The sequence below is a fragment of the Campylobacter sp. VBCF_04 NA7 genome, from assembly GCF_027737405.1.
Taxonomy (GTDB): Bacteria; Campylobacterota; Campylobacteria; order Campylobacterales; family Campylobacteraceae; genus Campylobacter_B.
Genome location: NZ_JAOVTT010000001.1, coordinates 141,555 through 165,817 on the forward strand (window position 1 = coordinate 141,555; position 24,263 = coordinate 165,817).

Here is a 24,263-nt window from a genome sequence, read left to right on the forward strand (position 1 = left end):
TTTTAAAGGATTTTAGTGGTGCCCAGAGCCGGAATCGAACCGGCACGGAGTTGCCTCCGCCAGATTTTGAGTCTGGTGCGTCTACCAATTTCACCACCTGGGCTTGAATTAAAAATCGAGATTATACAAAAATTTGATTAAAATAAAATTAAGCCCCAAATTTTTGGGGCTTAAAGAGTAAGAAAAATTATTTTTTCTTTTTAGCTTTTGAAGCAGCAACAGCCTCTTTAAGTTGTTTGCCAACTTTAAATTTAACTACTTTTGTAGCAGGTGATTTGTAAGTTTTGTTTGTGCCAGGAACTTTGCCTTCACGAGCAGCACGCTCAGCAATGCTAAAAGAACCAAAGCCAATGAAACTAATCTCATCGCCTTTAACTAATAGCTCTTTAATTGTTTCAAGAGCTTTATCTACTACTGCTGTAGTATCTTTTTTGCTTTGTCCTGCTTTTTCAGCAACAATACTGATAAAATCAGCTTTTTTCATAGAGTATCCTTTGTGATAAAGTGTAACGGCGACCATTTTACAATACTTTGATAAAAATTTCAATAGAATTTTGCGAATTTTTCGCTAAATTTGGCAAAATTTCACGAAATTTGGCAAAATTTTGCCTATTTTTACACTATTTGAAAAATAAATTTTTCATTTTTTCCCAAATTTACACAAATTTAGACGCTAAAATTTTTTATAATCTTAAATTTGATATAATGCGCCCAAAATTTTAAATTTAAGGTAAAAATATGACAAAAATTTTGATGATAGAAGATGATTTGGAGCTGGCTGAAATTTTAAGCGAATACTTAGAACAATACGAAATCGACATTACCGTCGCAGATGACCCATTTATCGGACTTTCGAAGCTTAAATTAGAAAATTTCAACCTCGTGATTTTAGACCTAACGCTTCCTGGTATGGACGGGCTTGAAGTCTGCAAAGAAATCCGCAAAACATCGAATTTACCGATTATCATTTCTAGTGCGCGCCACGATTTGACCGATAAAATCAACGCCTTTGATTTCGGCGCAGATGATTATCTACCAAAACCATACAACCCCCAAGAGCTCCTAGCCCGCATAAAACGCCATGTCGAGCGCTACAACACAGGCTCGATCAAACAAGCCGGTGAAAAAACCAACAAAGACATCGTGGTAGATGATTTTTCGCACATTATCACCTTTAAAGGTCAGCCTTTATCGCTGACGGTCGCTGAATACGATGTCCTCTCATATCTAGTCAAAAAAGAAGGCGGAGCAATCACGCGCGAAGAGCTCATTTACAACAGCTCCTCAATCAGCGAAGAATCCTCGCCAAAAAGCATAGATGTCATCGTCGGTCGTATCAGGGTTAAGCTTGGCGAAACCTCCAAGACACCGCAATATATCCACGCAATCAGGGGCGTGGGATACAAGCTCGTGCAATAAATTTTGAAATTTAAATATGAAATTTAGATCTTCGATTTTTTATACCATTACATTTATTTTCGCGCTTGCGACAATTGGCGTATCGCTCGCACTGATTTGGCTCATCGGATACGATAAACAAAACTACACCAGAGAGCTAAACACAAAATACTCCATAGTCGCGCGCTCGCACCTATACCAGATGAGTAGGCTCATCTCGCAAAATGAATTCCAAAGACAAATCGCAAATTTCGAATTTGCTAGCATTAATGACGAAAATTTTATAAAGCAATTAACCGAAAATGGTGAAATTTTAGATAGTATTTCGGCTGACATCGGCTCGGCTGATATTATAATGTATAACCGCAAGCACTACCTCAAAATCACCCACGCAAATGAGGTTAGAATTTTAAACGACAAAGAATACCAACCATATCGCTACGATATTTTTAGGGCGATTTATGGCGGAATTTTGGCGATTATTTTGCTCGCATACATTTTTATTATACGCAAAATCAAACCACTTCGCAAGCTAAAACGCCAAATCGATAAATTTGCCACAGGCGATTTAAATATCGCAAATGTCGCCACAGGCACAGACGAAATCTCCGAGGTTTCGCGCGCGTTTTACGGCGCAGTTACACAGATCAACAAACTAAACGAATCGCGCCATCTGTTTTTGCGAAATATCATGCACGAGCTAAAAACGCCCATTACCAAAGGCCGCATAACCGTCGAAATGATCGAAAAAAACAAATACCAAGAGCGCTTGTTATCGGTGTTTGAAAGGCTCGAAGATTTGATTAACGAATTTGCCGCAGTCGAGAGGGCAACTTCTGGGATTCCACTTGGAGAGCGCGGAATTTACTCAGCCAAAGAAATCATAAACGAAGCCCTAAAAATCGCAATGATAGGCGAAAATTTAGTAACCATAAATGCGCCAGAGGATTTGAAATTTAATGTAGATTTGAAGCTGTTTTCAATCGCTGTGAAAAATCTAATCGACAACGCAATCAAATACTCCACCGACCGCCATGTCATCATAAATGTCGGAGCAACCTTTGATTTTATCAGCAATTCGCCAGAGTTAGAGCAGGATTTCGAGCATTACAAAGAGGCATTTTCCAAGGGCTCAAACGCCAAACAAAGCTTCGGTCTTGGGCTATACATCGTCGATAATATCGCCAAATCGCATGGTTTAGCCTTTAAATACCGCAGAGAAAATGAGACAAATATCTTTTATTTTGATAATATGAGTGAAATTTTACTCTAAATTTTAAGGCGATTTGATATATGATTGCAAAATTTTTTAAAAAGTGAGTTTATGCGAAATTTAATATTTTTACTAGCATTTTTTGGTGTTTGTTTGTGTGCAGAGAGCTTCATCACAGATGAAGAATACGGAGCTATGCTCTACCAAAATCCCCGTGGAATCGGCTGCGATAAGTGCCATGGCGAGCGTGGCGAGGGACAGCTCATCGCAAAATATGAGGAATTTAACCGCTCGAACGAAACTTACTACGAAAAATCCCTTTTCGCACCCAAAATCAACACCCTTTCACTGCAAGAATTAGCCGACGGAATCGGCGCTAGCAAGGACATTATGCCAAGCTATTTTCTTACAAAAGACGAAATTATCATTATTTATAAATATTTAAAAGCCAAAAATCAAACTCAAAAAAAGGACGAAAATGACAAACAAAACTGAATTTGCAAAGGCTATGAAATTTATCCCAGGTGGCGTTGATTCGCCTGTTCGCGCATTTGGAAGCGTAGGCGGTGAGCCATTTATGGTAAAAAAGGGCAAAGGCGCATATATCTACGATGTCGAGGGCAGAAAATACCTTGATTTCGTGCAAAGTTGGGGTCCGCTGATTTTCGGACATGCCGATAAAGATATCCAAAAAGCGGTTTGCGATGCGGCGAAATTTGGACTAAGTTTTGGCGCACCAAGCCCACTAGAAACGAAACTTGCTAAGCTTGTTTTAGATAAATTTCCATTTTTGGATAAAATTCGCTTCACTAGCAGTGGCACAGAGGCCACAATGAGCGCAATCCGCCTAGCGCGCGCTTACAGCGGAAAAGACGGCATAATAAAATTCGCTGGTTGCTACCACGGACACAGCGACTCGCTTTTGGTCAAGGCGGGTTCAGGGGCTACTACATTTGGGTATTCAAGCAGTGCTGGCGTGCCAGAAGATATCGCCAAAAACACATTTGTCGCTGTTTATAACGATATCCAAAGCGTCAAAGCGATTGTCAAAGCCAATGATATCGGCACCATAATCATCGAACCAATCGCTGGAAATATGGGCTTGGTGCCTGCAAAAGCCGAATTTTTAAGCGAACTTCGCAAAATTTGCGACGAGAAAAAAATCGTGCTAATCATGGACGAGGTAATGAGCGGATTTCGCGCTAGTGCGCGCGGAAGCTACGATGTGTATGGCATAGAGGGCGATATCGTAACCTTTGGCAAGGTAATCGGTGGCGGTATGAGCGTGGCAGCCTTTGCAGGAAAATCTGAAATCATGGATCTAATCAGCCCTCTTGGCGGTGTTTATCAAGCAGGCACGCTAAGTGGAAACCCAGTGGCGATGGCGGCTGGAATTGCAAGTTTGAGCAAAATTTATGCTAAGAAAAATTTATACAAAGATTTAAATTCACTCGCCAAACGCTTCATAAACGGCCTTAGCAAAGCCGCCAAAAAGCATGGTATCGCGCTTCAAACAGCCTGCGTAGGAAGTATGTTTGGGTATTTTTTCAACGAAAATGAGGTGAATAACTACGATGACGCGCTCAAATCTGACACTAAGCGTTTTGCGAAATTTCACCGCGAAATGATAAAACGGGGCGTATTTTTGGCGCCAAGTCAGTTCGAAACTGGCTTTATTTGCGAGGCAATGAGCAAAAAAGATATAGATTTTGCCATAAAAATGGCCGATGAAGCAATGGCAAATTTGTAAATTTTGAAATTTAAGGCGAGGTTATGAAATACACAAAAAACCTGCACAAGGTCGTCCCGGTCGCATACGATGTGAGCCTTGGGATTTCGATAGTCGTCGCAATCGCCATTGGCGTGGGACTTGGGCTGTGGCTCAAATCTCTAACCGGCTCATTAATCGTATTTTGGGTTTGCGTGTGCTTTGGTATAGCTGCGGCGTTTTTAAATGTCTATAAGGCGTTTAAGGGGCTAAACGAAAGCCTCAAAGAGCTAGAAGACGATCCCAAATACAAGGCTGCAAAAGAGAATTTCGACGATGATGATTGGGACGAAAAAGAGTGAAAAAAGAAATTTTAAAAATCTACTTGATTTTTGATTTTCTAGTCCTTTCGCTTGGGGGCTTACTTTGCGCTTTTGGGGCGAATTTTGCCCCATTTTTCGCTAGTTCGCAACTCGGATTTTTCTGCTCGCTTGCGGTTGTGTTTTTTTCGCACAGAGCCTACGCGCTGCGCCTCGAAGATGAAATTCGCTCTGGCAAATACGATAAAATCGCTAATGATGAATTTGATGATGAAAATTTAGCCGAGCCCAAAAAAAGCGCGGTCAAATCAAATTTTGCCACCGCATTTTTTTCGCCATTTAAAATTTTATCTTACGCTGCGCTAATTTTTGGAATTTGGCTTTTGGCTAAATTTGGACTTTTAAACCCGCTTGCACTAATGCTTGGCGTAAGCGTAATCCCGCTAGGCACGCTCGTTTTTGCGTTTTGTAATAAAGAGTGATTTTAGGCTTTTGCCGCTCTTGGCGTATCCGTTTGATTTGCCATTGTGAAATACTGCCCCACAATATACTCGCCATTGTCATTGCGAGGCGATTTATCGCCGAAGCAAAATGAGCGTAGCGACCCAAGCGAAGCGAAGGGACATTTGGACGAGCCATAGGCGAAGTCAATCCAGCAAAATTTAAAGCAAAATTCAACCCGAATTTAGCATTGAACGATTTTGAGAATTTAACCTGTGCCATGAAATTCTCTGTAAGGGGGAGGGCGCGCTTTTTAGGAGACGCTACCCTCCCCCTTACCAACCCCCACCCCTGTAAAACCTTAGAAGTGGCTAAATTTAGAAAAACTTTGTTTTTCTAAATTTAGCTGGTTTTATTTTACTGAAATGCTTCGCATTTCAAAACAATCAAAACTACACAAATTTGGCTAAAAATATAAAGAATTATTAATTCAAATTTCGCTAAAATGATGAGTTTTGAAAAGGAATTTTATGGATTACAACACGCTAAAAAAAATATTTTTTAAATTTCAGCCAGAAACTGCACATCATATCGCAGAATTGGGGCTTCGCACACTAAGCGCAGTTCCGTTTGGACTGGAAATTTTAGCCAAAAATACAACTTACAAAGATGAAATTCTAAATCAAAAAATCTGGAGGTTAAATTTCGAAAATCCGCTCGGAATCGCCGGTGGATTTGACAAAAACGCAACCATGCTAGCCCCACTTTACGCCCTTGGATTCGGACACGCTGAGTTTGGGACATTTACGCCAAAACCCCAACCAGGCAACGCCAAACCGCGCCTTTTTCGCCTAATCGAAGAAGAAAGTATCCAAAACGCAATGGGCTTTAACAACGAGGGTGCCGAGGCTATCGCAGAGCGCGTGCGCAAAATTTATCCAGCCAAATTTCCGCTTGTCGCAAACATTGGCAAAAACAAAATCACGCCAAACGAAAACGCTCTAAGCGATTATGAAATTTTAACTCGCAAATTTGAGGGGCTTTGCGATATTTTCGAAATCAATATTAGCTCGCCAAATACGCCAAATTTGCGCGCTTTGCAAGATGAGAGTTTCATAAAAGAAATTTTATCTATGATGAGAGAGATTACCAAAAAACCAATTATCCTAAAAATCGCCCCCGATATGAGCGCGCAAAAGGCCGTGTCGCTATGCTCGTGCGCCGTGGAAGCTGGGGCAGATGCCTTGCTAGTAAATAATACTAGCATTGATTACTCGCTAACGCCCAAAGCAAGGGATTTTGGCGGAATTAGCGGCAGGTTGATCACGCAAAAATCGCGCGAACTTTTCCGCGCAGTATCTAGCGAGCTATTTGGCAAAGCAGTGCTGATTAGCTGTGGTGGTATCAGCGACGGTAAAGAGGCCTACACCCGCATAAAAGACGGCGCGAGCCTAGTGCAAATTTTCACAAGTTTTATTTTCAAAGGCCCTAAAATAGCCTATAATATCAACTCCGAGTTAGCTTCACTCTTGCGCCAAGACGGCCTTTCAAATATCACAGAAGCAATCGGTTTAAATTTAAAAAAATGAGGTTTTTATGTTTGCAAAATTCAATAAAATCACGCTAGAAAACGGCTTAGCCGTCTATCACATACCGGTAAATTTAGGTAGCGATGTCATCAGCGTCGATCTATTTTACGATGTGGGCTCAAAGGACGAAGTCATGGGCAAAAGTGGCATAGCCCACATGCTCGAACACCTAAATTTCAAATCCACAAAAAATCGCAAAGCTGGCGAATTTGACGCCATTGTAAAAGGTTTTGGTGGCGTGAATAACGCAAGCACAGGCTTTGATTTCACGCACTATTTCATCAAATGCGAGCGCTCAAATCTAGCCACCTGCCTCGATTTATACGCAGATATTATGGAAAATTTAAAACTCGAAGAGAGCGAGTTTTTGCCAGAGCGAAATGTGGTTTTAGAAGAGAGGCTTTGGCGCACGGATAACGATCCGTTCGGGTATCTGTTTTTTAGGCTGTATAACAGCGCCTTTGTTTATCACCCATATCACTGGACGCCGATTGGATTTAGAAGCGATATAGAGGGCTGGAAAATCGAGGATATCAGGGAATTTCACGCTAAATTTTATAATCCAAACAACGCAGCACTGCTAATCAGTGGCGATATCGACGAAAAAAGCGCGTTTGAGCTAGCCAAAAAGAGCTTTTCGCATATCAAAAATCGCTGCGAAAAATCGCATGTTTGCGCGCCAGAACCAGAGCAAGACGGCGCTAGATTTAATCTCATACACAAAGACTCTCATGTCCAAATCGTGGCAACCGCCTTTAAAATCCCGCCATTTAACCACGCTGACGCAGCCAGCATAAACGCTCTTTGCGACTATCTTGGCGGTATGAAAAGCTCGCTTTTGCAACGAATTTTAGTCGATGAGAAAAAGCTAGCCAACCAAATCGATGTCTATAATCTAGCCAGCAAACATGAAAATTTAATGATAATTTTCGGCGTTTGCAACGCTGGGGTCGCTGGCGAGAGGCTAAGAGATGAAATTTTTGCTATCCTAGAAAATGCCAAAAATTCTCAAATTAGCGATGATGAAATCACAAAACTCAAAAATTCAGCCAAATCAAGCCTAATTTACTCCATGGATAGCGCTAGCAAGGTGGCTAGCATTTATGGCTCATATATCATCAGAGGTGATTTGGACGCGCTGTTTAGACTCCAAAGCGATATCGAAAACATCTCAGCGCAAAATTTAAACGAAACTATGAAAAAATATCTCAAATTTAAAAATTCAACCACATTGATTTTACGAAAGGAAGACGATGAATAAAAATGTAATTATCGGTTCAATGACCGCATTAATCACGCCGTTTAAAGATGGCAAACTTGACGAGCAAACCTACGCCAAACTCATAAAACGCCAAATCGATAACGGTATAAATGTCCTAGTCCCTGTCGGCACCACAGGCGAGAGCGCCACATTGACCCACGATGAGCACAAAGTCTGCATAGAAATCGCAGTCGATACCTGCAAAAACACAGGCGTCAAAGTCCTAGCGGGTGCCGGCTCAAACGCCACGCACGAGGCTGTGGATTTAGCTAAATTTGCGCAAGCGCATGGGGCTGATGGAATACTCTCTGTCGCGCCATACTACAACAAACCGACTCAAAAAGGCTTGTATCTGCACTACAAAGAGATTGCAAACTCTATCGAAATTCCGGTGCTTTTATACAATGTCCCGGGTAGAACAGGGTGTAATATCGACACAGAAACCATAATCAAGCTTTTTAACGATTGCGACAACATTTACGGCGTAAAAGAGGCAAGTGGCAGTATCGATAAATGCGTGGATTTGCTAGCGCACGAGCCGAAACTAAGCGTGATTAGTGGCGAGGATGCGATAAACTACCCTATCCTATCAAACGGCGGAAAGGGCGTCATCTCAGTAACTGCAAATTTATTGCCTGATTATATTTCAAAGCTCGTAAATTTCGGACTAAATAGCGATTATATCAAGGCAAAAGAGATTAATGATGATTTGTATGCTATAAACAAAATTCTCTTTTGCGAAAGCAACCCAATCCCGATAAAAGCGGCAATGTATATCGCTGGGCTAATGCCAACTTTGGAGTATCGTTTGCCACTTTGCGAGCCTAGCAAGGAAAATTTAGCTAAAATTGAAGCTGTTATGAAACAATACAATATCAAAGGATTTTAATGATAGAAACTATCAACGAATTTAAAGGAAAAACCCTAGTAATCAGCGGTGGAACGCGCGGAATCGGTCGCGCGATTGTTTTGGAATTCGCCAAAGTTGGCGTAAATGTCGCCTTTACCTACAACTCAAACGAAGAGTTAGCCAAAACCCAAGCAGCGGAGTTAGAGAAGGAATTTGGCATAAAAGCAAGGGCGTACGGCTTAAATATCTTAGAGCCAGAGACCTACAAAGAGCTATTTGAAAAGATCGATGCGGATTTTGATAGAGTGGATTTTTTCATCTCAAATGCCATTATTTCGGGTCGCGCGGTGGCTGGTGGATACACTAAATTTATGAAGCTAAAACCACGCGGGATTAACAATATCTTTACCGCGACCGTAAATGCCTTTGTCGTGGGCTCACAAGAAGCAGCCAAACGCATGGAAAAGGTAGGCGGCGGCAGTATAATCAGCCTAAGTTCGACTGGAAATTTAGTCTATATCGAGCATTACTCAGGACACGGCACTGCAAAAGCGGCAGTTGAGGCTATGGCAAGATACGCTGCAACCGAGCTTGGCGAGAAAAATATCCGCGTAAATGTCGTAAGTGGCGGACCAATCGAAACAGACGCGCTAAGAGCTTTTACGAATTATGAAGAAGTGCGCGACAAAACAGCCGAACTAAGCCCGCTTAATCGCATGGGACAGCCGACAGATTTAGCAGGTGCGTGCCTATTTTTGTGTTCGAGCAAGGCTAGTTGGGTTACAGGTCATACATTTATCGTCGATGGCGGAACGACTTTTAAATAAAATTTGGAAAAAATATGTGGAATTTACCAAATATATTAGCAATTTTTAGGGTTTTACTGGCGCCTTTGTTTTTTTATCTCATTTTGCTTGCTGGCAATGCCGATAGTAGCGGTATGGTTGGCGCGGTGCATGTCAGCTGGATAAACTACTTCGCCGCCCTAACCTTCGTAATCGCCTCTGTGACGGACTTTTTCGACGGATTTATAGCTAGAAGCTGGAATCAAATCACCAAATTTGGCGGTATCATCGATCCTCTGGCTGATAAAATGCTAACCTTAGCTGGATTTTTAGGGCTTATGTATATTGATAGAGCGAGCCCATGGGCTGTGTATCTAATCCTAATCCGCGAGTTTTTTATCACGGGTTTTCGCACGGTTATGGTCAGCGAAAATATCAGCGTCTCAGCCTCAATGGCGGGCAAGGTAAAAACGGTGTCGCAAATGTTTGCCATAGGATTTTTGACAATGCAGTGGAGTGGCGGAAATTTCTTGCTATGGCTCGCAGTGGCACTTACGCTGTATTCGGGACTAGAATACATTTTAGCTTATGCTAAAAATCACAAAAAAAATGCAAAAGCAACGGAGTGATGTTTGAAAAGCATACTTTTAACCATAGGAATTTTGCTTTGTGGATTGTATTTTTACGGGTTGCATTTTTTTGTAACGATTTTAGCCATTAGCTTTTTGATATTTTTCCACGAGCTTGGCCATTTTAGCGTTGCACGCCTGCTTGGCGTGGGCGTAAATGTATTTAGCGTTGGCTTTGGCGAGAAAATTTACACCAAACAAATCGGCGCGACACAATATTGCATAAGCGCAATCCCGCTTGGCGGATATGTCAGCCTAAAAGGTCAAGAGGATTTAGACCCAAGTGCGAAAAATTTCGACCCCGATAGCTACAACACCAAAGGCCCGCTAGCGCGCATTGCCATACTTGTGGCTGGGCCTGCGTTTAATATAATTTTGGCGTTTTTAATCTACATTAGTCTAGGCTACATCGGCGTAGAGCGTATCGCGCCAATCGTAGGCGCAGTGAGCGAAAACTCAGCCGCACAAAGTGCTGGAATCATGGTCGGCGATGAAATTTTATCAATAAATGGCGCGCAAATCAGGGAGTGGAACGATATCTCCAAAAATGTCGTAGCTGGGGATTTAAACCTGCAAATCAAGCGCGCAGGCGAAATCAAAAACCTAAATTTAACCCCAAAAATGGGCGAGAAACTAAACATTTGGCGAGAGCGTATCCAAACCCCGCTAATCGGAATTTCACCAGGCAACAAGCCCAAATATATCACGCTCTATCACACGGGCGCTAGCTCGCTTGGCTTCGCGCTAGATGAGACAATCCAATCGAGCAAAATCATCTTAGTTGGGCTCGAAAAGCTCGTCTCAGGCGTCGTTTCTCCCAAAGAAATGGGCGGAATCGTCGCTATCACCGATATCACGACTAAGGCCGTAAGCTACGGAGCTTCGGTAGTTTTGCTCCTTGTCGCGCTGATTTCTGTGAATTTAGGCATAATAAATCTCTTCCCAATCCCAGCTCTTGATGGCGGACATATTTTGTTTAACCTAATCGAGCTTGTGTTTCGTCGCCCAGTGCCAGAAAAGGTTTTCATCGGCGCTAGCTACGCTGGAATCGCGATTTTGGCAATGCTAATGATTTTTACGATAGTAAATGACTTCGCGCGCATGCTAGGATTTTATCAATGAATCTAGCGCAAATTTTAGAGCGCATAGACAGCGCAAAAATTTCATCAGGCGTGCAGAGCGTGCGTCTAATCGCTGTGAGCAAAAATGTAGATACTGACGCGGTGGAAAATCTCTACTCGCAGGGGCAAATCGAATTTGGCGAAAACCGCGTCCAAGAAATGAAGCGAAAATGCGAAATTTTAAGAGACCTGCCCCTAAAATGGCACTTCATCGGCTCGCTTCAAAGCAATAAAATAAATCATTTGCTCTCGCTTCGCCCGTGCTTGTGGCAAAGCTGCAACTCTTATGAGCTTGCTACTGCTGTAAATAAACGGCTAAATTTCACGCTAGATACGCTTTTAGAGATAAACTCCGCTGGCGAAAGTAGCAAAAGCGGGCTTGAAATTTCGCGCGCGATTGATGAGTTTTTGCAGATAAAAGAGAGTTGCAAAAATCTAAATTTATGCGGTGTTATGAGTATCGGCGCACACTCAGAAGACGAGCGCGAAATACAAAAAAGCTTTGAAATCACTTACAAAATTTTTGAAAATTTGCGACCGCATGGCGCAAAAATCTGCTCAATGGGTATGAGCGATGACTTCGAACTAGCCATAAAATGCGGATCTAATATGGTTAGACTTGGTAGGGTTTTGTATAGGTGAGAAAATGGAAGATTTGGATTTAAAAAATTTAATTAATTCAATTAAAAAAATCATAGGAAATATAAATGATTTTACAATTGAAATCAACACACCCGAAAGGGTATCAAATGCAATATTTATAGAAGCAATTCATCAAAAAAATAAAAAATATATATTAGGCATAACCCAATTAAAGCTAATTTTAAACACAATTATCTCATATAAAGATTTACCTATAATTAAATTTATTAACTTTAATTTCGAAACAATAGATTTTGATGATAAAGAAACGATAAATCTTATTTTTAAACTACATGAAACATTAGATATACTTTACCAAAAATGCAAATTTAAAAACTATAAATTTGATTATTTCAATTTTCAAAAAACAATAGCTTTTGGCAATTGTGTATTTAACGATACGATTTTATTTAAACATTGCACTTTTTCAGAAATTTTTTATTTTCAAAACTGCGAAGTAAAAAACGGAGTAAATTTGTCTGCAACTAAATTTGAAAAAAACGCCTATTTTAATAATACTAAATTTTCAGATTATGCTGATTTTCACGAAGCTGAATTTGAAGCAGTAGCTTGTTTTTATGGTGCTAAATTTGAAAAACCTATGAATTTTTCAAGTGTTATTTTTAAAGATTTTAATAAAGCAAATTTTGTAAATTTAAATACAGAAAAAATAGATATTAATAGTATAAAAAATAGTATTGAAAATTATAAAAAACTTGAAACAAAAATACAATGGGCTAATAATTTTAGAGATTCATTTAGAGTTATAAAACACTCGCTGATAGAAACCAACAATAACCTAGAAGCTTCAAATTTTCATAAACTCGAACTTTACGCAAAAGAAATAGAGTTGGGATATAAAATAGGAAAAGAAAATCCAAATTTGGGAAACAAGATTGAAAGCGATAAAACAAAATTTAATAAAAACAACTACGCTTTTCAAGCACAAAAAGTAAAAAAAATCATTCATAAAGCAAATAATAAAATTGCAAATTTTTGTAAATTTAGTTATAACTTTGCACTAAATATAGCTCCATACTACTTCATAGTTGGTTTGGTATATTTTTTAATGCTACCAGCTTTTTTGATAGTTTTTATAAAAAATATCTTGTGGTTTGTTTTTAAATCTATTTTACCGATGAATTATAAATACTTTAAAGCATACTGGGTTTATTATGCAAAATTAGCACATAGATTTACAAAATTCAAAACACGCAAAATGATAAATTTTATACCTTATGTAGATTGGCTACTTCTAAAAATTTATCGTAACACAAGCGAACATCACACAAATTTTGCTAGAATTCTAAATTTTACAATCTGTATGATTGCTATTTATGGATTATTAATGTGGTTTATAGAAGATATGGTAGCGCAAATACAAGACTTTTCGCATGTAAATATAATTTTTACAATTGTAATAATATTTATATTTTGCATTATAATAAAATCAAATTTATCTAGTATTTCTAGCATTGGATTATTTTTAATATTATCGCTAATTGTTGCAACAAACTTTATTCGTTCAATGATTACTTCAACAGGCTCTTTATTAATATATAAAGAAGTAATAGTATTGGGATTACTATACATACTAAGTATATTTTTACTATATCGGTTATTTATTATCAAACATAATTTTATTATATTTACAATAAGAGCAATTTCATACATAATTTTTTTATTTATGCTTTATGGGTGTCCAAATACAATATTACCTTTTGCAAATTTAAATTCGCAAGAATTTAAAACCAAATATTTAGAAAATAATATTGCAGAAGCAAACAAAACCGAAATCATAGAACTAGCTTCGATAATAAACCCTGAATTTAACGCAACTAAAAATCCAAATTCAAGCGAGAATTTAAGTATTTCCGAACTAAATGAATACAAAAAATTTATAGTTGAAAATAAAGAAATTTTAAAAGATAGCGACGCCACAAATGCAAAATTCAAACAAGCCATTTACGCCGATAACTCACGCGATAAAACGATAAAATGTATCAGTTTTATCTACGCTATAATTCTCGGTCTTTGTCTGTTTTCACTGCAAAAAACAGCAAGGCGAAATTCGGTCGTGCCAAGCTAAAATTACTTGAAACAAAAAACTGCTTTGTTCGCGACAAAAATTTGGCGTCGCAAAACAAAGCACAAAAATTTATAAATTTATTTCACGCTTGCGATGACTTCGATTTCTACAAGAGCGTCTTTTGGGAGTTTTGCGACCTGAACGGTTGAACGGGCTGGTTTGGTATCTTTGAAATACTCGCCATACACCTCATTTACCGCCGTGAAATCGCCCATATCAGCCAAAAAAATCGTGGTTTTAATTGCGTGGTCAAAGTCACTTCCAGCCTTTTTCAAAATCGCTTTTAAATTAGCCATAACCTGCGTAGTTTGCGCCCTCACATCGCCACCAGCGAACTCGCCCTCTGGCGTGAGCGCAATCTGACCAGAAGTGAAAACAAATCCATTTGCAACGATTGCTTGTGAATACGGCCCAATGGCACCTGGGGCTTTTTTTGTCGAAATTACCTTCATACAGTATCCTTTCAAAAAAAAATTAAAAAATTCTAGCCACTTTTAACTTATGAGCCAATAAAATTAAGTTTTTTTATAAAACTACCAAATTTTAGCCAAAAATCAATCCATAAAGTAGCTTTAAAATCGTGCATGCAACGACGAAAAGTAGTATCGTGCGCACGAATTTCACATCCTTTTTCACGACCAAATTCGACCCCATCCAGCCGCCTATTATCTGCGCGCAACCCATGATGATACCTATCATCCACAGCACCTGTCCGCCGATGATAAACACACCTAGCGATACGATATTTGAGACGAAATTTAAAATTTTTGTCTGCGCGACGGCAGTTTTCATGTGAAGTCCTAGCACGCCAACTAGCGCAAAAGTCCAAAACGACCCAGCCCCAGGTCCGAAAAATCCGTCATAAAATCCCAAAAGCAGACCAAACAAAACATAAAATAAATTTTTGCTCATCTTCGCTACGCGCTCGCTTTCGCCTAAATTTGGGCTTAGCACAGTGTAGATAAAAAGTGCTAAAAGCAAAACCGGGATAATGTAGTTTAGAAATTTCGCGTCGATTAAAAGCACCACACGCGTGCCAATAAATGCGCCAATGAGAGTGCAGACTATCGCTAGGGCGATTTTGCGCGGATCGACTAGCCCTTTGAGCGTGAAATTTAGCGCCGCAGAAAATGTGCCAAATGTGCCTTGAAGCTTGTTCGTGCCAAGGGCGAGGTGTGGCGGGATACCCACTGCAAGCAGTGCTGGCAGGCATATCAGCCCGCCTCCGCCTGCGATCGCGTCGATAAATCCACCAGCAAACGCCGCGGCAACTAAAATCAAAATTTGCCAAATTTCAAATTCCACACTCTCCCCTTTTAATCAAATTTATTTAATTTCAAACTCAGGAAAAACGCTGTTCCAAAGCGTTTTGAGATTTTCGGTTTTAAAGTCCCCAACACGCCCAAGCCTGTGCGTCATCGCAAGCATTTCATGGTAGCGAGCGAACAAATGCACCGAAAAATCGTGCGAATATGGGCTAATGTGCGTGATTAGCGGGACTGCGCGCAGACTTTTTATCTTTGTTGCGTTGCCCTCTTTTTCGATTACGATATCAGCCATGGCGCCTAGCATGCGCGCGCTCTCGTCTTGGTTAGAAATGAAGTTTCCTAGCGAATAAAAGCACGGCACGCTTCTGTTATCATCTGTGGTGATGAGCTCTAATGGCTGGATTACATGCGGGTGTGTGCCGATGATGAGATCTGCGCCAGAGTTTGCCAAAAACTGCGCCTGCTTTTTCTGCGTGGCGGTTGGTTTGTGCGTGTATTCCACGCCCCAATGTGGCAAAATCACCACAAAATCGGCGTGTTTTTTCGCAAGCTCTAAGTCGCTTAAAATTTTTTCCTCGTCGCTTAGCAAATCCACCAAATACCCTTTGCCTTTTGGCATTATGTGGCCGTTTAGCCCATAAGTGTAGTTCAAAAACGCGACGCTAACATTGTTTTTTTTCAAAATTTTAACGATTTTACTGCTATTTTGATCTGGCGAAATGCCGATATACGCGATATCCTCGAAGCCAGACCAAAATTTAGCGCTATCTAGTATGCCTTCTTCGCCCTTATCGAGCGCGTGGTTTGTAGCATGGGCGATTAGATTAAACCCAGCGTCCCTCACAGCCTCGCCTACTTCGAGCGGAGAGCCGAAATTTGGGTAGCCAGAGAGCTTTTTTTTATCTTCGATTAGGATTGTTTCTTGGTTTATGATTTTGATATCTTTGTCTTTGATTTCATCTTTGATAAAGCGATAATACGGCTTAAAATCGTGGCTTTTGGCGGTTTTATCATGCGCGCCCTCGATTAGCTTGGAGTGGATTAGATTGTCCCCAACAGCGATGAGAGAGAGGGTGTTTTCACTAGCACAACCAAAAAGTAAAAATGAAAAAAACAGAATTAAAATTTTCAAAATTTCCCCAAATTTAGCCAAATTTAACACTGCTCGCTACTATTACTAGCCAAATTTTGCTCTGAATTTTGCGTAGAATTTTGCTCTGAAATTTCGCCATTTTGCCCTGAATTTTGCCCTGAATTTTCATGCTCGTCGATGATAGCTTGCATTTTGGTGCGGGTATTTTCTAGCCATGCGCTATCGCTCGTATCGACGGGGTCAAGGTAGATGATTTTCACATGTCCGCTTCGCACGCGAAATTCCTTCGAATCCGCAATCGCCCCAGTGCCGATAAGCACGATAGGCTGGACTTTAAGGCCTAGTTTGTTTGCTATCATTTTTGCGCCATTTTGAAATTTGAGCATTTTTGTGCCACGATGTCTGGTGCCTTCTGGAAACATCACGATAGCACGGCCATTTTTTATGCGATCATCTACTTCATGCACGATTCGCACGAGCTCGCGAGGGTTTTTGCGATCGACGGCAATCATCTTTGGCAGGGTTAAAATTTTGCCGATTATCGGCAGTTCGCCAATCTCTTTTTTGGCTATCCAGCAGATATTTGCAGGGTGCGTTTCTTCCAAAACCACGATATCCATAATGCTTTGATGATTTGCGATAAAAAGCCCCACTTGCGGGTCTGGTGAGCCGATGATTTCGATATCATAACCCACGGCGTATCTTTGCCACCTGCCCCACATACGGCGAAATGTGCGGTGCGAGCTGTTTTTCGCCCACATCAGCACGATTACGACCATTACCGTAGCGACGAACCAAAACGAGTAAAAAAGCGCCTTAATCCTTGACAATTTCGTCCTTTTTGATCCAGCCGATTTTGCTGCCACTTAGCATGATTTTATAAAATCCCTTGTTTTCGCCCAAAATTTCAACCTTTTGAGGCTCTTTGGTGACATAAAACACCGTAGATGTCGGTATCGGCAGGATATGCACGGCGGTATTTTTGGCGATTTTGCCGTTTCCATAAGGGTTTTGATAATACAAATTTAGCGCCAAAATAATCACCGCAAAAATCAACGGAGTGATATTTTTGCTGAGCAAAAACATCACCAAAAGCACCGCTGCGAGGGTGTAAATGGCGATTTGTTTGTAAGCTTCGAATTTTGATTCTTTCGGATTGAGCCCGATTTGCGTGCTAAGATCCTCAGCCTGCGGATTTAGCTCGATACCGAAATTTTCGAATTTTTTCGTTTGCAGATTAAAATAGCTAAAATCGAAATTTTTCACATTTTTATCGATTACAGCGAAATAATATCCACTCTGGCTAGCGTATCCGCCACGCACAGAATCCACGCCTTGCTTGATAATAGCGGGATTATCCACGCTAAATGAGGCAAGCGCGCCGTTTCGCACGCTTAAATCTAGGGTAAGCAAATTTGAATTATCGTCAAATTTGGCGGTTTTGTAGTTTTTCAGCTTCAAATCATCGGCTGAAATATGGACGAAATTTTCCCTTTTTTCTAGCTTAATAAACTCAGGATTGCGCGGTTTAATCGAGCTTTTTTCGAAAAATTCGCCATTTCGCTCTAAGGTTAGAATAATGTCATTTATCTTCGCACCCTCGCCGTTTGCGCTAAAATACAGCGTCGTTTCAAACATCTCATCGCCCTGTATCCACGAGAGATTATCCTCGTTTAGCCAGATTAAATTCTCCGTGCAATCGATTGCTAGCTTTGGCGTAACGGTTACTTTTTGACCTAAATACACGCTGAAATTTATCCTAAAAATTTCATTATAATATGCTTTTTTAGGCGCTCCATCGACTTTGAGAGTGAGTTCTTTGGGTTTGATATCCTCATAGATTTTCTCATCTGAAATATCCAAATCCACCTCGTTTGTCGGTGCGAGCGCCTTCAAATCATCAAGGCTAAGGTTTTTATTCATAACCTCGTTTTTATTCAATTTCATCATTACGCGAGAGTTATCACGCTGTGCGCCCTCAGTAGAGCTAGTTTGCTCCGATTTTTTCGGAGCGTATTTGCTCAAATCATCAAGCGAATCTATGCTAACCTCTGGCGCAGCTAGGCCAAGTGCGCAAATTCCAAAAAGGGCTAAAACTCTTCTTAACAAACTAGCCCTTTTAGCATTTTTTCGCCGTCCGTGCCACCAAGAATTTCCTCGATAGCGCGCTCAGGGTGTGGCATGAGACCAAAAATTTTTTTGTTTTTATCGCAAATTCCAGCTATGCTATCAACCGAACCATTTGGGTTTAAATCATTGCCATTTTCGTCGCAGTATTTAAGCAAAATTTGGTCATTATCATACATTTTTTTCAAATTTTCGCTATCCACATAGTAATTGCCCTCGCCGTGCGCGATAGGGATATTTAAAATCTCGCCATTTTTGCAACAAGCAAGAAATTTATTGTCATTACTAATGACTTTTAGATAGTGGTATTTAGAGATAAAGCTCAAATTTATGTTGCGGTTCATCGCGCCCTCTAAGAGTTTGAGCTCCAAAAGCATTTGAAATCCATTGCAAATACCGAGCAAATACCCGCCCTTTTTGGCGTGAGCGCGCACAGCCTCCATGATAGGGCTAAATTTCGCAATCGCAGCCGTTCTTAGATAATCACCATGGCTAAAACCACCAGGAAGCACGACCAAATCGGCATTTAGCGTAGTATCCTTATGCCAAATCACATCCACATCGCAACCAAGACGCTCAAAAGCATATTTTGTGTCGCGTTCGCAGTTCGTGCCCGGGAAATTGATAACCGCTACCTTCATAGCACAATCTCATAATCTTCGATAACGGTGTTGGCTAGCAGGTCCTCGCACATTTGCTCTACATTTTTATAAATCGCCTCTTTGTTCTCGCCTTGCATGTCAAGCTCGATTTGTTTAGCCACGCTTACAGAATTTACACCGCTAAAACCAAGCGAAGTTAGGGCGTGTTTGACGGCCTTGCCTTGCGGATCTAAAACGCCATTTTTCAATTTTACATTTACGATTACTTTCATTTTTTATCCTAAAATTCTTTTTAAAACTTCCTCATAAGCGACTTTTACATCACCGAGCCCTTGGCGGAATACATCTTTGTCTAGTTTTTGGTTTGTATCTTTATCCCAAAAACGGCAGCTATCAGGACTAATCTCATCAGCTAGTAAAATTTCGCCCTTGCTATCTTTGCCAAGTTCGATTTTAAAGTCGATTAGGCGCAAATTTCTCTCATCGAAAAATTTAACCAAAATTTCATTTATTTTCTTTGCGATTACTTTAAGCTCGTCAAGCTCGGCTTGATCTTTTACCGCACCTAGGATTATGGCGTGTTCGTCGTTTAGGATCGGATCGCCCAAATCATCGTCTTTGTAGCAAAACTCGACCAAAGTAAATGGCAAAATCGTGCCCTCTTTGATACCAAGGCGTTTTGTAAGTGAGCCAGTAGCGACATTTCGCGCGATGATTTCAAGTGGGAAAATTTTGCATTTTTTGACTAATTGCTCGGTTTCGTTTAGCGTCTCAACTAGCGCAGTTTTGATGCCGTTTTTCTCTAATAAATGAAAAATTTGAGTTGAAATTTTGCAATTAAGCGCGCCTTTTCCAGCCTCTTCTGCCTTTTTCACGCCGTTAAATGCAGTTAGGGAATCTTTAAATTCGCTAATTAGCAAATCATCGTTGCCCTCGACTGACCACATTTTTTTGCCTTTGCCCTCGTAAATAAGCTCTTTTTTGCTTGCCATGCTACTCTCCTTTGCTTAGTCTTAAAATTTTAATCGCATCAATTGCGGTTTTTAGCTGAATATCGTCGTTAATCTGCTCTTTTGAGATGAAATTTTTCTCATCTTTTTTCTCTTTTTTTTCTTCTTCTTTTTTCGGCTCTTCGACCTTTGCAAGCTCGCTTTCTAGGTGTTTTTTAAGGTCTGCTTCTTTGACTGAAAATTCATTTTCGCTCTTTTGAGGCACCTTGCCAGCTGCTACAATCAAATCAGGTGTAACGCCCACAGCTTGGATTGTGCGACCACTAGAAAGGTAATACCGCGCGATTGTTAGTCGCAAGGCTTCTTTGTTTTCGATAGGCAAAATCACCTGCACGCTACCCTTGCCGAAAGTATTCTCGCCCACGATTACAGCGCGTTTTAGATCCTGCAACGACCCACTTACGATCTCGCTTGCACTCGCACTTCCGCCATTTACTAGCACGACGAGTGGCAGGTCGGTTACCTTTTTCTTAGGATCTGCGTTATGCTCCTCGGTATCTGATTTGTTGCGACCTTTTTGCGATACGATTAAGCCCTTATCCACGAATAAATTCACAAGCCCGATTGCCTGCTCCAAAAGTCCGCCAGGGTTATTTCGCAAATCAAGGATTATCCCCTTTGCCTCAGGGTGTTCTTTTATAAATTTAGCCGTATCAGCCGTAACATGCTGGTCAAAATTTGTTACGCGCAAATACAAAATTTTCTCATCATCTATCATTTTCGAATACGCAGACTCGACCTTGATTATATCGCGCACAATCTCCACATCAAAGGGCTTACTCTCGCCTTTGCGAACGATTGTAAGCGTGATTTTGGTTTTAGGTTTGCCACGCATTTTGCTTACAGCTTCATCGATTGTAATCCCAAGTGTCGTATTTCCGTCTATTCGCAAAATCACATCATTTGCTTTAAGCCCCTTTTTATCCGCTGGTGTGCCCTCAATCGGCGAAATGACAGTCAGTGCGCCATCTTTCATACCGACCTGAATGCCCAAACCGCCGAATTCGCCCTGAGTTTGCACCTTAGTATCATTGTAAGCTTTTTGATCCATAAAGCTAGAATGGGCGTCCAAATTTCCCATAAGACCAGAAATCGTCTTATCCACAAGCTCCGAAAAGCTCATCTGCTCGACATAGTTATTTTCCACGATTGCTAGGGTTTTAGTAAGCTTTGCCAGCGCTTCAAGCCTTGTTTTTTCGCTATCAGGTTTTTTGGTCGAATTTGCCTCTTTCGCCTCCAAATTTCCTACAAAAAACAGACCAAAAAGTAGTGAAAATACAAAACCAAAGCCAAAAAAGAGATGTTTTTGTTGCAAAAATTTGTCCTTAATTTGAAATAGGCGGAATTCTATAAAAATTTCGCTAAATATTAGTTAAATTTAAGCCATTTTTAGCGATAAAATTTTAAAATTCAGAGTGAAAAATTTGAAAGATTAAATTTATTTACTAAAAAACCTTGACATAATTAGACTAAATATATATAATACAGACAAAATCAACTTTAAGGAGTTTTTTATGAACGAAACACTTGAAATTTTAACCGACAAAATGCACTCACTACTCGAAAGTTCGCTCTCCCTAGCTATCCACTCCAAAAATGGCGAGGTTGCGAATTTGCACATTTTGTGGGCATTGTGCGTGGATTCAACCTCTGTGCTAAATCAAATTTTTAACAAATTTGACATCAGCAAAAGTGCAGTAGAATTAGAAATCAAAAGCGCGCTACAAACCCTGCCAACTAGCTCAAATGTCACGCGCGATAATATCAAAATTTCGCGCGAAGTGGTAAATTCGTTAGAGAGCGCAAAAGGCCTAATGACGAGCCTTGGGGACAAATTTATCGCTATTGATACTTGGTTAGTGGCGAATTTAGACAAATCTCCGCTAAAAGAAATTTTGGCTAAATTTGCCGATCTTAGCGAGATAAAAAAAGAGCTAGAAATGCTAAGAGCGGGCAAAAATATCACCACCAAAACAGGCGATGACACCCTAGAAGCGCTTAGCAAATTTGCGCTAAATTTGACCCAAAAAGCGATAAATGGCGAGTTAGATCCCATTATCGGGCGCGATGAAGTCATCACCCGTATGATGCAAATACTAATCCGCAAAACAAAAAACAACCCAATACTTCTTGGCGAACCAGGTGTGGGTAAAACCGCCATTGTCGAGGGTTTGGCGCAGTTAATCGCGCAAAAAGATGTCCCACTTAGCCTGCAAAACAAGCGCGTAATGGCGCTTGATATGAGCGCGCTTATTGCCGGCGCGAAATACAGAGGCGAGTTTGAAGACCGCCTAAAAGCCGTCATCGACGAGGTCAAAAAAGCTGGCGATGTGATACTTTTCATCGATGAAATTCACACTATCGTAGGCGCTGGGGCAAGTGAAGGCAGTATGGACGCTGCAAATATCCTAAAACCTGCCCTAGCTAGGGGCGAGCTACACACTATCGGCGCGACTACGCTCAAAGAATACCGCAAATATTTTGAAAAAGACGCCGCCTTGCAACGCCGTTTCCAGCCTGTCATCGTGGCTGAACCGACCGTGAGCGAGGCTACGGCGATACTTCGTGGTATAAAAGAGCGATTAGAGGTTCATCACAATGTTACAATCACAGATAGCGCGTTAGTCGCTGCTACCAAGCTTAGCCACCGATATATCAGCGATAGATTTTTGCCTGATAAGGCGATCGATTTGATCGACGAGGCTGCCGCTGAGCTAAAAATGCAAATCGAGAGCGAGCCTTACGAGCTAGCCAAGGCAAAAAGGGAAATCCTAACCCTCCAAGTCGAAAAAGAAGCCCTAAAAATGGAAAACGACGCCAAAAACGACAAAAGGCTAAATCAAATCGACAAAGAGATTGAGAATTTAAACGAAACCAAAAATTCGCTTTTGGCCAAATTTGAAAACGAAAAGGCCGTATTTAACGGCATAAGCGAAGCCAAAAAATCGATAGATAGCCTAAAAATCGAAGCCGCAAACGCTAGAAGCAAAGGCGATTTAAGCAAGGCTGCCGAGATCGAATACGGCAAAATCCCAGCCGCAAACGCCAAAGTCAAAGAGTTAGAAGCCAAATGGGAGGGTATGAAGGAAAGCGGAGTTTTGCTAAAAAACCGCGTCGATGAGGAAATGGTCGCAGGAATCCTTAGCAAATGGACAGGAATTAGCGTAAGCAAAATGCTCTCATCAGAGCGCGAAAAATACCTAAATATCGAATCTCACCTAAAACAAAGCGTCGTGGGTCAAGACGCCGCGCTTCACGCCATAGCGCGCGCTGTGAAGCGAAACAAGGCTGGCCTTGCTAGCGCAAATCGCCCGATTGGAAGCTTTTTGTTTTTGGGACCTACTGGCGTGGGCAAAACAGAAAGTGCAAAGACGCTAGCGAAATTTTTATTCGACGATGAGCGAGCGATGATTAGATTTGATATGAGCGAATATATGGAAAAACACAGCGTCTCACGCTTGCTTGGTGCGCCTCCTGGATATGTGGGATACGATGAGGGTGGTCAGCTAAGCGAGGCTGTGCGCCGCCGCCCATATAGCGTGCTACTTTTCGACGAAATCGAAAAGGCACACAAAGATGTCTTTAATATCTTGCTTGGCATACTCGATGACGGGCGTGCGACCGATAACAAGGGCGTGGTCGTGGATTTTAAAAACACTATTATAATCCTTACGAGCAATATCGGCTCGGATAAGATTATGAGTCTGGGCGAAAATGAGCGCGAAAATGCCGTAAAAGACGAGCTGAAAAACTATTTCAGACCTGAATTTATCAACAGGCTCGATGACATTGTGATTTTCAACGCCCTTAGCGAGGACAATCTCATCGATATCGTGGGAATTATGTTTAAAGAGCTAGCACATTTGCTCGAAGAGCGCGGTATCAGCGCGACTCTAAGCGAAAATGCCAAAAAGCTCATTGCTGGGGCTGGATTTGACGCAGAATACGGCGCCAGACCGCTAAGACGCGCACTTTATGATTTGGTCGAGGATAAGATCGCCGATATGATTTTAAACGACGAGCTAAAAGAAGGAAATGCAATCCTAATCGACGCCAACGGCGAAGATATCGAGATCAAGGTCGTTTCATAGGTGAAATTTAAGGCGCGAATTTGCGC

The 24,263-nt window shown here is 41.0% G+C and carries 25 protein-coding genes and 1 tRNA gene; 15 read left to right on the plus strand and 11 right to left on the minus strand.

The features are described 5' to 3' along the window. Positions 1 to 16: 16 nt before the first annotated feature. Positions 17 to 103 (minus strand) — tRNA-Leu (locus tag OFO00_RS00620). An 84-nt stretch (positions 104 to 187) separates the two neighbouring features. Then, positions 188 to 484, minus strand: a complete 297-nt coding sequence (locus OFO00_RS00625) for an HU family DNA-binding protein (RefSeq protein ID WP_270859461.1) — start codon at positions 482 to 484, stop codon at positions 188 to 190. Between the two features lie 254 nt (positions 485 to 738). On the opposite strand from OFO00_RS00625, the gene OFO00_RS00630 reads away from it, so the two are divergent. The 14 genes from OFO00_RS00630 (at position 739) to OFO00_RS00695 (ending at position 14,046) form a co-directional block, all read left to right on the plus strand. Next, positions 739 to 1,419 (plus strand): response regulator transcription factor, encoded by a 681-nt coding sequence (locus tag OFO00_RS00630; RefSeq protein WP_270862425.1) that lies wholly within the window; start codon positions 739 to 741, stop codon positions 1,417 to 1,419. Between the two features lie 16 nt (positions 1,420 to 1,435). Then, positions 1,436 to 2,671, plus strand: coding sequence for an ArsS family sensor histidine kinase (locus tag OFO00_RS00635; RefSeq protein ID WP_270864474.1), 1,236 nt, complete (start codon positions 1,436 to 1,438; stop codon positions 2,669 to 2,671). 51 nt (positions 2,672 to 2,722) lie between these two features. Further along, positions 2,723 to 3,106 (plus strand): c-type cytochrome, encoded by a 384-nt coding sequence (locus tag OFO00_RS00640; RefSeq protein ID WP_270864475.1) that lies wholly within the window; start codon positions 2,723 to 2,725, stop codon positions 3,104 to 3,106. Then, entirely contained in the window at positions 3,090 to 4,361 is a 1,272-nt protein-coding gene (gene hemL, locus OFO00_RS00645; protein ID WP_270864476.1) for a glutamate-1-semialdehyde 2,1-aminomutase, read from the plus strand. The genes OFO00_RS00640 and hemL overlap by 17 nt, the downstream gene beginning before the upstream one ends. 23 nt (positions 4,362 to 4,384) lie before the next feature. Beyond that, a complete protein-coding gene (locus tag OFO00_RS00650; protein ID WP_270859456.1) occupies positions 4,385 to 4,681 on the plus strand; it encodes an AtpZ/AtpI family protein in 297 nt (98 codons plus the stop codon). Then, complete coding sequence (locus OFO00_RS00655; protein WP_270864477.1) at positions 4,678 to 5,121, plus strand: hypothetical protein; 444 nt, start codon at positions 4,678 to 4,680, stop codon at positions 5,119 to 5,121. Before OFO00_RS00650 ends, OFO00_RS00655 begins: the two co-directional genes overlap by 4 nt. 489 nt (positions 5,122 to 5,610) lie before the next feature. Then, entirely contained in the window at positions 5,611 to 6,669 is a 1,059-nt protein-coding gene (locus tag OFO00_RS00660) for a quinone-dependent dihydroorotate dehydrogenase (protein WP_270864478.1), read from the plus strand. A 7-nt stretch (positions 6,670 to 6,676) separates the two neighbouring features. Beyond that, positions 6,677 to 7,930 (plus strand): M16 family metallopeptidase, encoded by a 1,254-nt coding sequence (locus OFO00_RS00665; RefSeq protein ID WP_270864479.1) that lies wholly within the window; start codon positions 6,677 to 6,679, stop codon positions 7,928 to 7,930. Continuing rightward, a complete protein-coding gene (dapA, locus tag OFO00_RS00670; RefSeq protein ID WP_270864480.1) occupies positions 7,923 to 8,819 on the plus strand; it encodes a 4-hydroxy-tetrahydrodipicolinate synthase in 897 nt (298 codons plus the stop codon). The genes OFO00_RS00665 and dapA overlap by 8 nt, the downstream gene beginning before the upstream one ends. Beyond that, entirely contained in the window at positions 8,819 to 9,607 is a 789-nt protein-coding gene (locus tag OFO00_RS00675; RefSeq protein ID WP_270864481.1) for an enoyl-ACP reductase, read from the plus strand. Before dapA ends, OFO00_RS00675 begins: the two co-directional genes overlap by 1 nt. Positions 9,608 to 9,621: 14 nt before the next feature. Further along, positions 9,622 to 10,194 carry a CDP-diacylglycerol--glycerol-3-phosphate 3-phosphatidyltransferase gene (gene pgsA, locus OFO00_RS00680; protein WP_270859450.1) on the plus strand — a complete coding sequence of 191 codons (573 nt, stop codon included), beginning with the start codon at positions 9,622 to 9,624 and terminating at the stop codon, positions 10,192 to 10,194. A gap of 3 nt (positions 10,195 to 10,197) precedes the next feature. Further along, positions 10,198 to 11,316 carry an RIP metalloprotease RseP gene (gene rseP, locus OFO00_RS00685; protein WP_270864482.1) on the plus strand — a complete coding sequence of 373 codons (1,119 nt, stop codon included), beginning with the start codon at positions 10,198 to 10,200 and terminating at the stop codon, positions 11,314 to 11,316. Further along, complete coding sequence (locus OFO00_RS00690) at positions 11,313 to 11,957, plus strand: YggS family pyridoxal phosphate-dependent enzyme (protein ID WP_270864483.1); 645 nt, start codon at positions 11,313 to 11,315, stop codon at positions 11,955 to 11,957. Before rseP ends, OFO00_RS00690 begins: the two co-directional genes overlap by 4 nt. 4 nt (positions 11,958 to 11,961) lie before the next feature. After that, positions 11,962 to 14,046: a pentapeptide repeat-containing protein gene (locus tag OFO00_RS00695; RefSeq protein WP_270864484.1), complete on the plus strand. Its 2,085-nt coding sequence runs from the start codon at positions 11,962 to 11,964 to the stop codon at positions 14,044 to 14,046. A 77-nt stretch (positions 14,047 to 14,123) separates the two neighbouring features. Here the strand turns inward: OFO00_RS00695 and OFO00_RS00700 are convergent, their stop codons facing one another. The 9 genes from OFO00_RS00700 to OFO00_RS00740 all read right to left on the minus strand — a co-directional run bounded on the left by OFO00_RS00700 (position 14,124) and on the right by OFO00_RS00740 (position 21,476). Next, entirely contained in the window at positions 14,124 to 14,498 is a 375-nt protein-coding gene (locus tag OFO00_RS00700; protein WP_270864485.1) for a RidA family protein, read from the minus strand. Between the two features lie 91 nt (positions 14,499 to 14,589). Beyond that, positions 14,590 to 15,351 (minus strand): TSUP family transporter, encoded by a 762-nt coding sequence (locus tag OFO00_RS00705; RefSeq protein ID WP_270864486.1) that lies wholly within the window; start codon positions 15,349 to 15,351, stop codon positions 14,590 to 14,592. Between the two features lie 21 nt (positions 15,352 to 15,372). Further along, complete coding sequence (locus tag OFO00_RS00710) at positions 15,373 to 16,446, minus strand: CapA family protein (protein WP_270864487.1); 1,074 nt, start codon at positions 16,444 to 16,446, stop codon at positions 15,373 to 15,375. A gap of 23 nt (positions 16,447 to 16,469) precedes the next feature. Further along, positions 16,470 to 17,237, minus strand: coding sequence for a lysophospholipid acyltransferase family protein (locus OFO00_RS00715; protein WP_270864488.1), 768 nt, complete (start codon positions 17,235 to 17,237; stop codon positions 16,470 to 16,472). Further along, a complete protein-coding gene (locus OFO00_RS00720; protein WP_270864489.1) occupies positions 17,224 to 18,516 on the minus strand; it encodes a hypothetical protein in 1,293 nt (430 codons plus the stop codon). Before OFO00_RS00720 ends, OFO00_RS00715 begins: the two co-directional genes overlap by 14 nt. Then, on the minus strand, positions 18,510 to 19,175 hold the full coding sequence (gene purQ / locus OFO00_RS00725; protein WP_270864490.1) for a phosphoribosylformylglycinamidine synthase I: 666 nt from the start codon (positions 19,173 to 19,175) through the stop codon (positions 18,510 to 18,512). Before purQ ends, OFO00_RS00720 begins: the two co-directional genes overlap by 7 nt. Next, complete coding sequence (gene purS / locus OFO00_RS00730; protein WP_270859018.1) at positions 19,172 to 19,408, minus strand: phosphoribosylformylglycinamidine synthase subunit PurS; 237 nt, start codon at positions 19,406 to 19,408, stop codon at positions 19,172 to 19,174. The genes purQ and purS overlap by 4 nt, the downstream gene beginning before the upstream one ends. 3 nt (positions 19,409 to 19,411) lie before the next feature. Next, positions 19,412 to 20,128 carry a phosphoribosylaminoimidazolesuccinocarboxamide synthase gene (gene purC / locus OFO00_RS00735; RefSeq protein WP_270859019.1) on the minus strand — a complete coding sequence of 239 codons (717 nt, stop codon included), beginning with the start codon at positions 20,126 to 20,128 and terminating at the stop codon, positions 19,412 to 19,414. Position 20,129: 1 nt separating this feature from the next. Continuing rightward, positions 20,130 to 21,476, minus strand: a complete 1,347-nt coding sequence (locus OFO00_RS00740; RefSeq protein ID WP_442867901.1) for a S41 family peptidase — start codon at positions 21,474 to 21,476, stop codon at positions 20,130 to 20,132. 184 nt (positions 21,477 to 21,660) lie between these two features. Here OFO00_RS00740 and OFO00_RS00745 point away from each other — a divergent pair, with 184 nt between their 5' ends. Beyond that, positions 21,661 to 24,237 (plus strand): ATP-dependent Clp protease ATP-binding subunit, encoded by a 2,577-nt coding sequence (locus OFO00_RS00745; RefSeq protein ID WP_270864491.1) that lies wholly within the window; start codon positions 21,661 to 21,663, stop codon positions 24,235 to 24,237. Positions 24,238 to 24,263 lie beyond the last annotated feature (26 nt).

What these genes read in the sequence shown, in the direction of transcription:
- OFO00_RS00690 (WP_270864483.1), top strand. Translation starts at nt 11,313, where the DNA reads ATGAATCTAGCGCAAATTTTAGAGCGCATAGACAGCGCAAAAATTTCA.
- dapA (WP_270864480.1), top strand. Translation starts at nt 7,923, where the DNA reads ATGAATAAAAATGTAATTATCGGTTCAATGACCGCATTAATCACGCCG.
- OFO00_RS00625 (WP_270859461.1), bottom strand. Translation starts at nt 484, where the DNA reads ATGAAAAAAGCTGATTTTATCAGTATTGTTGCTGAAAAAGCAGGACAA.
- OFO00_RS00745 (WP_270864491.1), top strand. Translation starts at nt 21,661, where the DNA reads ATGAACGAAACACTTGAAATTTTAACCGACAAAATGCACTCACTACTC.
- OFO00_RS00695 (WP_270864484.1), top strand. Translation starts at nt 11,962, where the DNA reads ATGGAAGATTTGGATTTAAAAAATTTAATTAATTCAATTAAAAAAATC.
- OFO00_RS00650 (WP_270859456.1), top strand. Translation starts at nt 4,385, where the DNA reads ATGAAATACACAAAAAACCTGCACAAGGTCGTCCCGGTCGCATACGAT.
- OFO00_RS00675 (WP_270864481.1), top strand. Translation starts at nt 8,819, where the DNA reads ATGATAGAAACTATCAACGAATTTAAAGGAAAAACCCTAGTAATCAGC.
- OFO00_RS00700 (WP_270864485.1), bottom strand. Translation starts at nt 14,498, where the DNA reads ATGAAGGTAATTTCGACAAAAAAAGCCCCAGGTGCCATTGGGCCGTAT.
- OFO00_RS00640 (WP_270864475.1), top strand. Translation starts at nt 2,723, where the DNA reads ATGCGAAATTTAATATTTTTACTAGCATTTTTTGGTGTTTGTTTGTGT.
- OFO00_RS00635 (WP_270864474.1), top strand. Translation starts at nt 1,436, where the DNA reads ATGAAATTTAGATCTTCGATTTTTTATACCATTACATTTATTTTCGCG.
- OFO00_RS00660 (WP_270864478.1), top strand. Translation starts at nt 5,611, where the DNA reads ATGGATTACAACACGCTAAAAAAAATATTTTTTAAATTTCAGCCAGAA.
- OFO00_RS00630 (WP_270862425.1), top strand. Translation starts at nt 739, where the DNA reads ATGACAAAAATTTTGATGATAGAAGATGATTTGGAGCTGGCTGAAATT.
- purC (WP_270859019.1), bottom strand. Translation starts at nt 20,128, where the DNA reads ATGGCAAGCAAAAAAGAGCTTATTTACGAGGGCAAAGGCAAAAAAATG.
- OFO00_RS00665 (WP_270864479.1), top strand. Translation starts at nt 6,677, where the DNA reads ATGTTTGCAAAATTCAATAAAATCACGCTAGAAAACGGCTTAGCCGTC.
- purQ (WP_270864490.1), bottom strand. Translation starts at nt 19,175, where the DNA reads ATGAAGGTAGCGGTTATCAATTTCCCGGGCACGAACTGCGAACGCGAC.
- purS (WP_270859018.1), bottom strand. Translation starts at nt 19,408, where the DNA reads ATGAAAGTAATCGTAAATGTAAAATTGAAAAATGGCGTTTTAGATCCG.
- pgsA (WP_270859450.1), top strand. Translation starts at nt 9,622, where the DNA reads ATGTGGAATTTACCAAATATATTAGCAATTTTTAGGGTTTTACTGGCG.
- hemL (WP_270864476.1), top strand. Translation starts at nt 3,090, where the DNA reads ATGACAAACAAAACTGAATTTGCAAAGGCTATGAAATTTATCCCAGGT.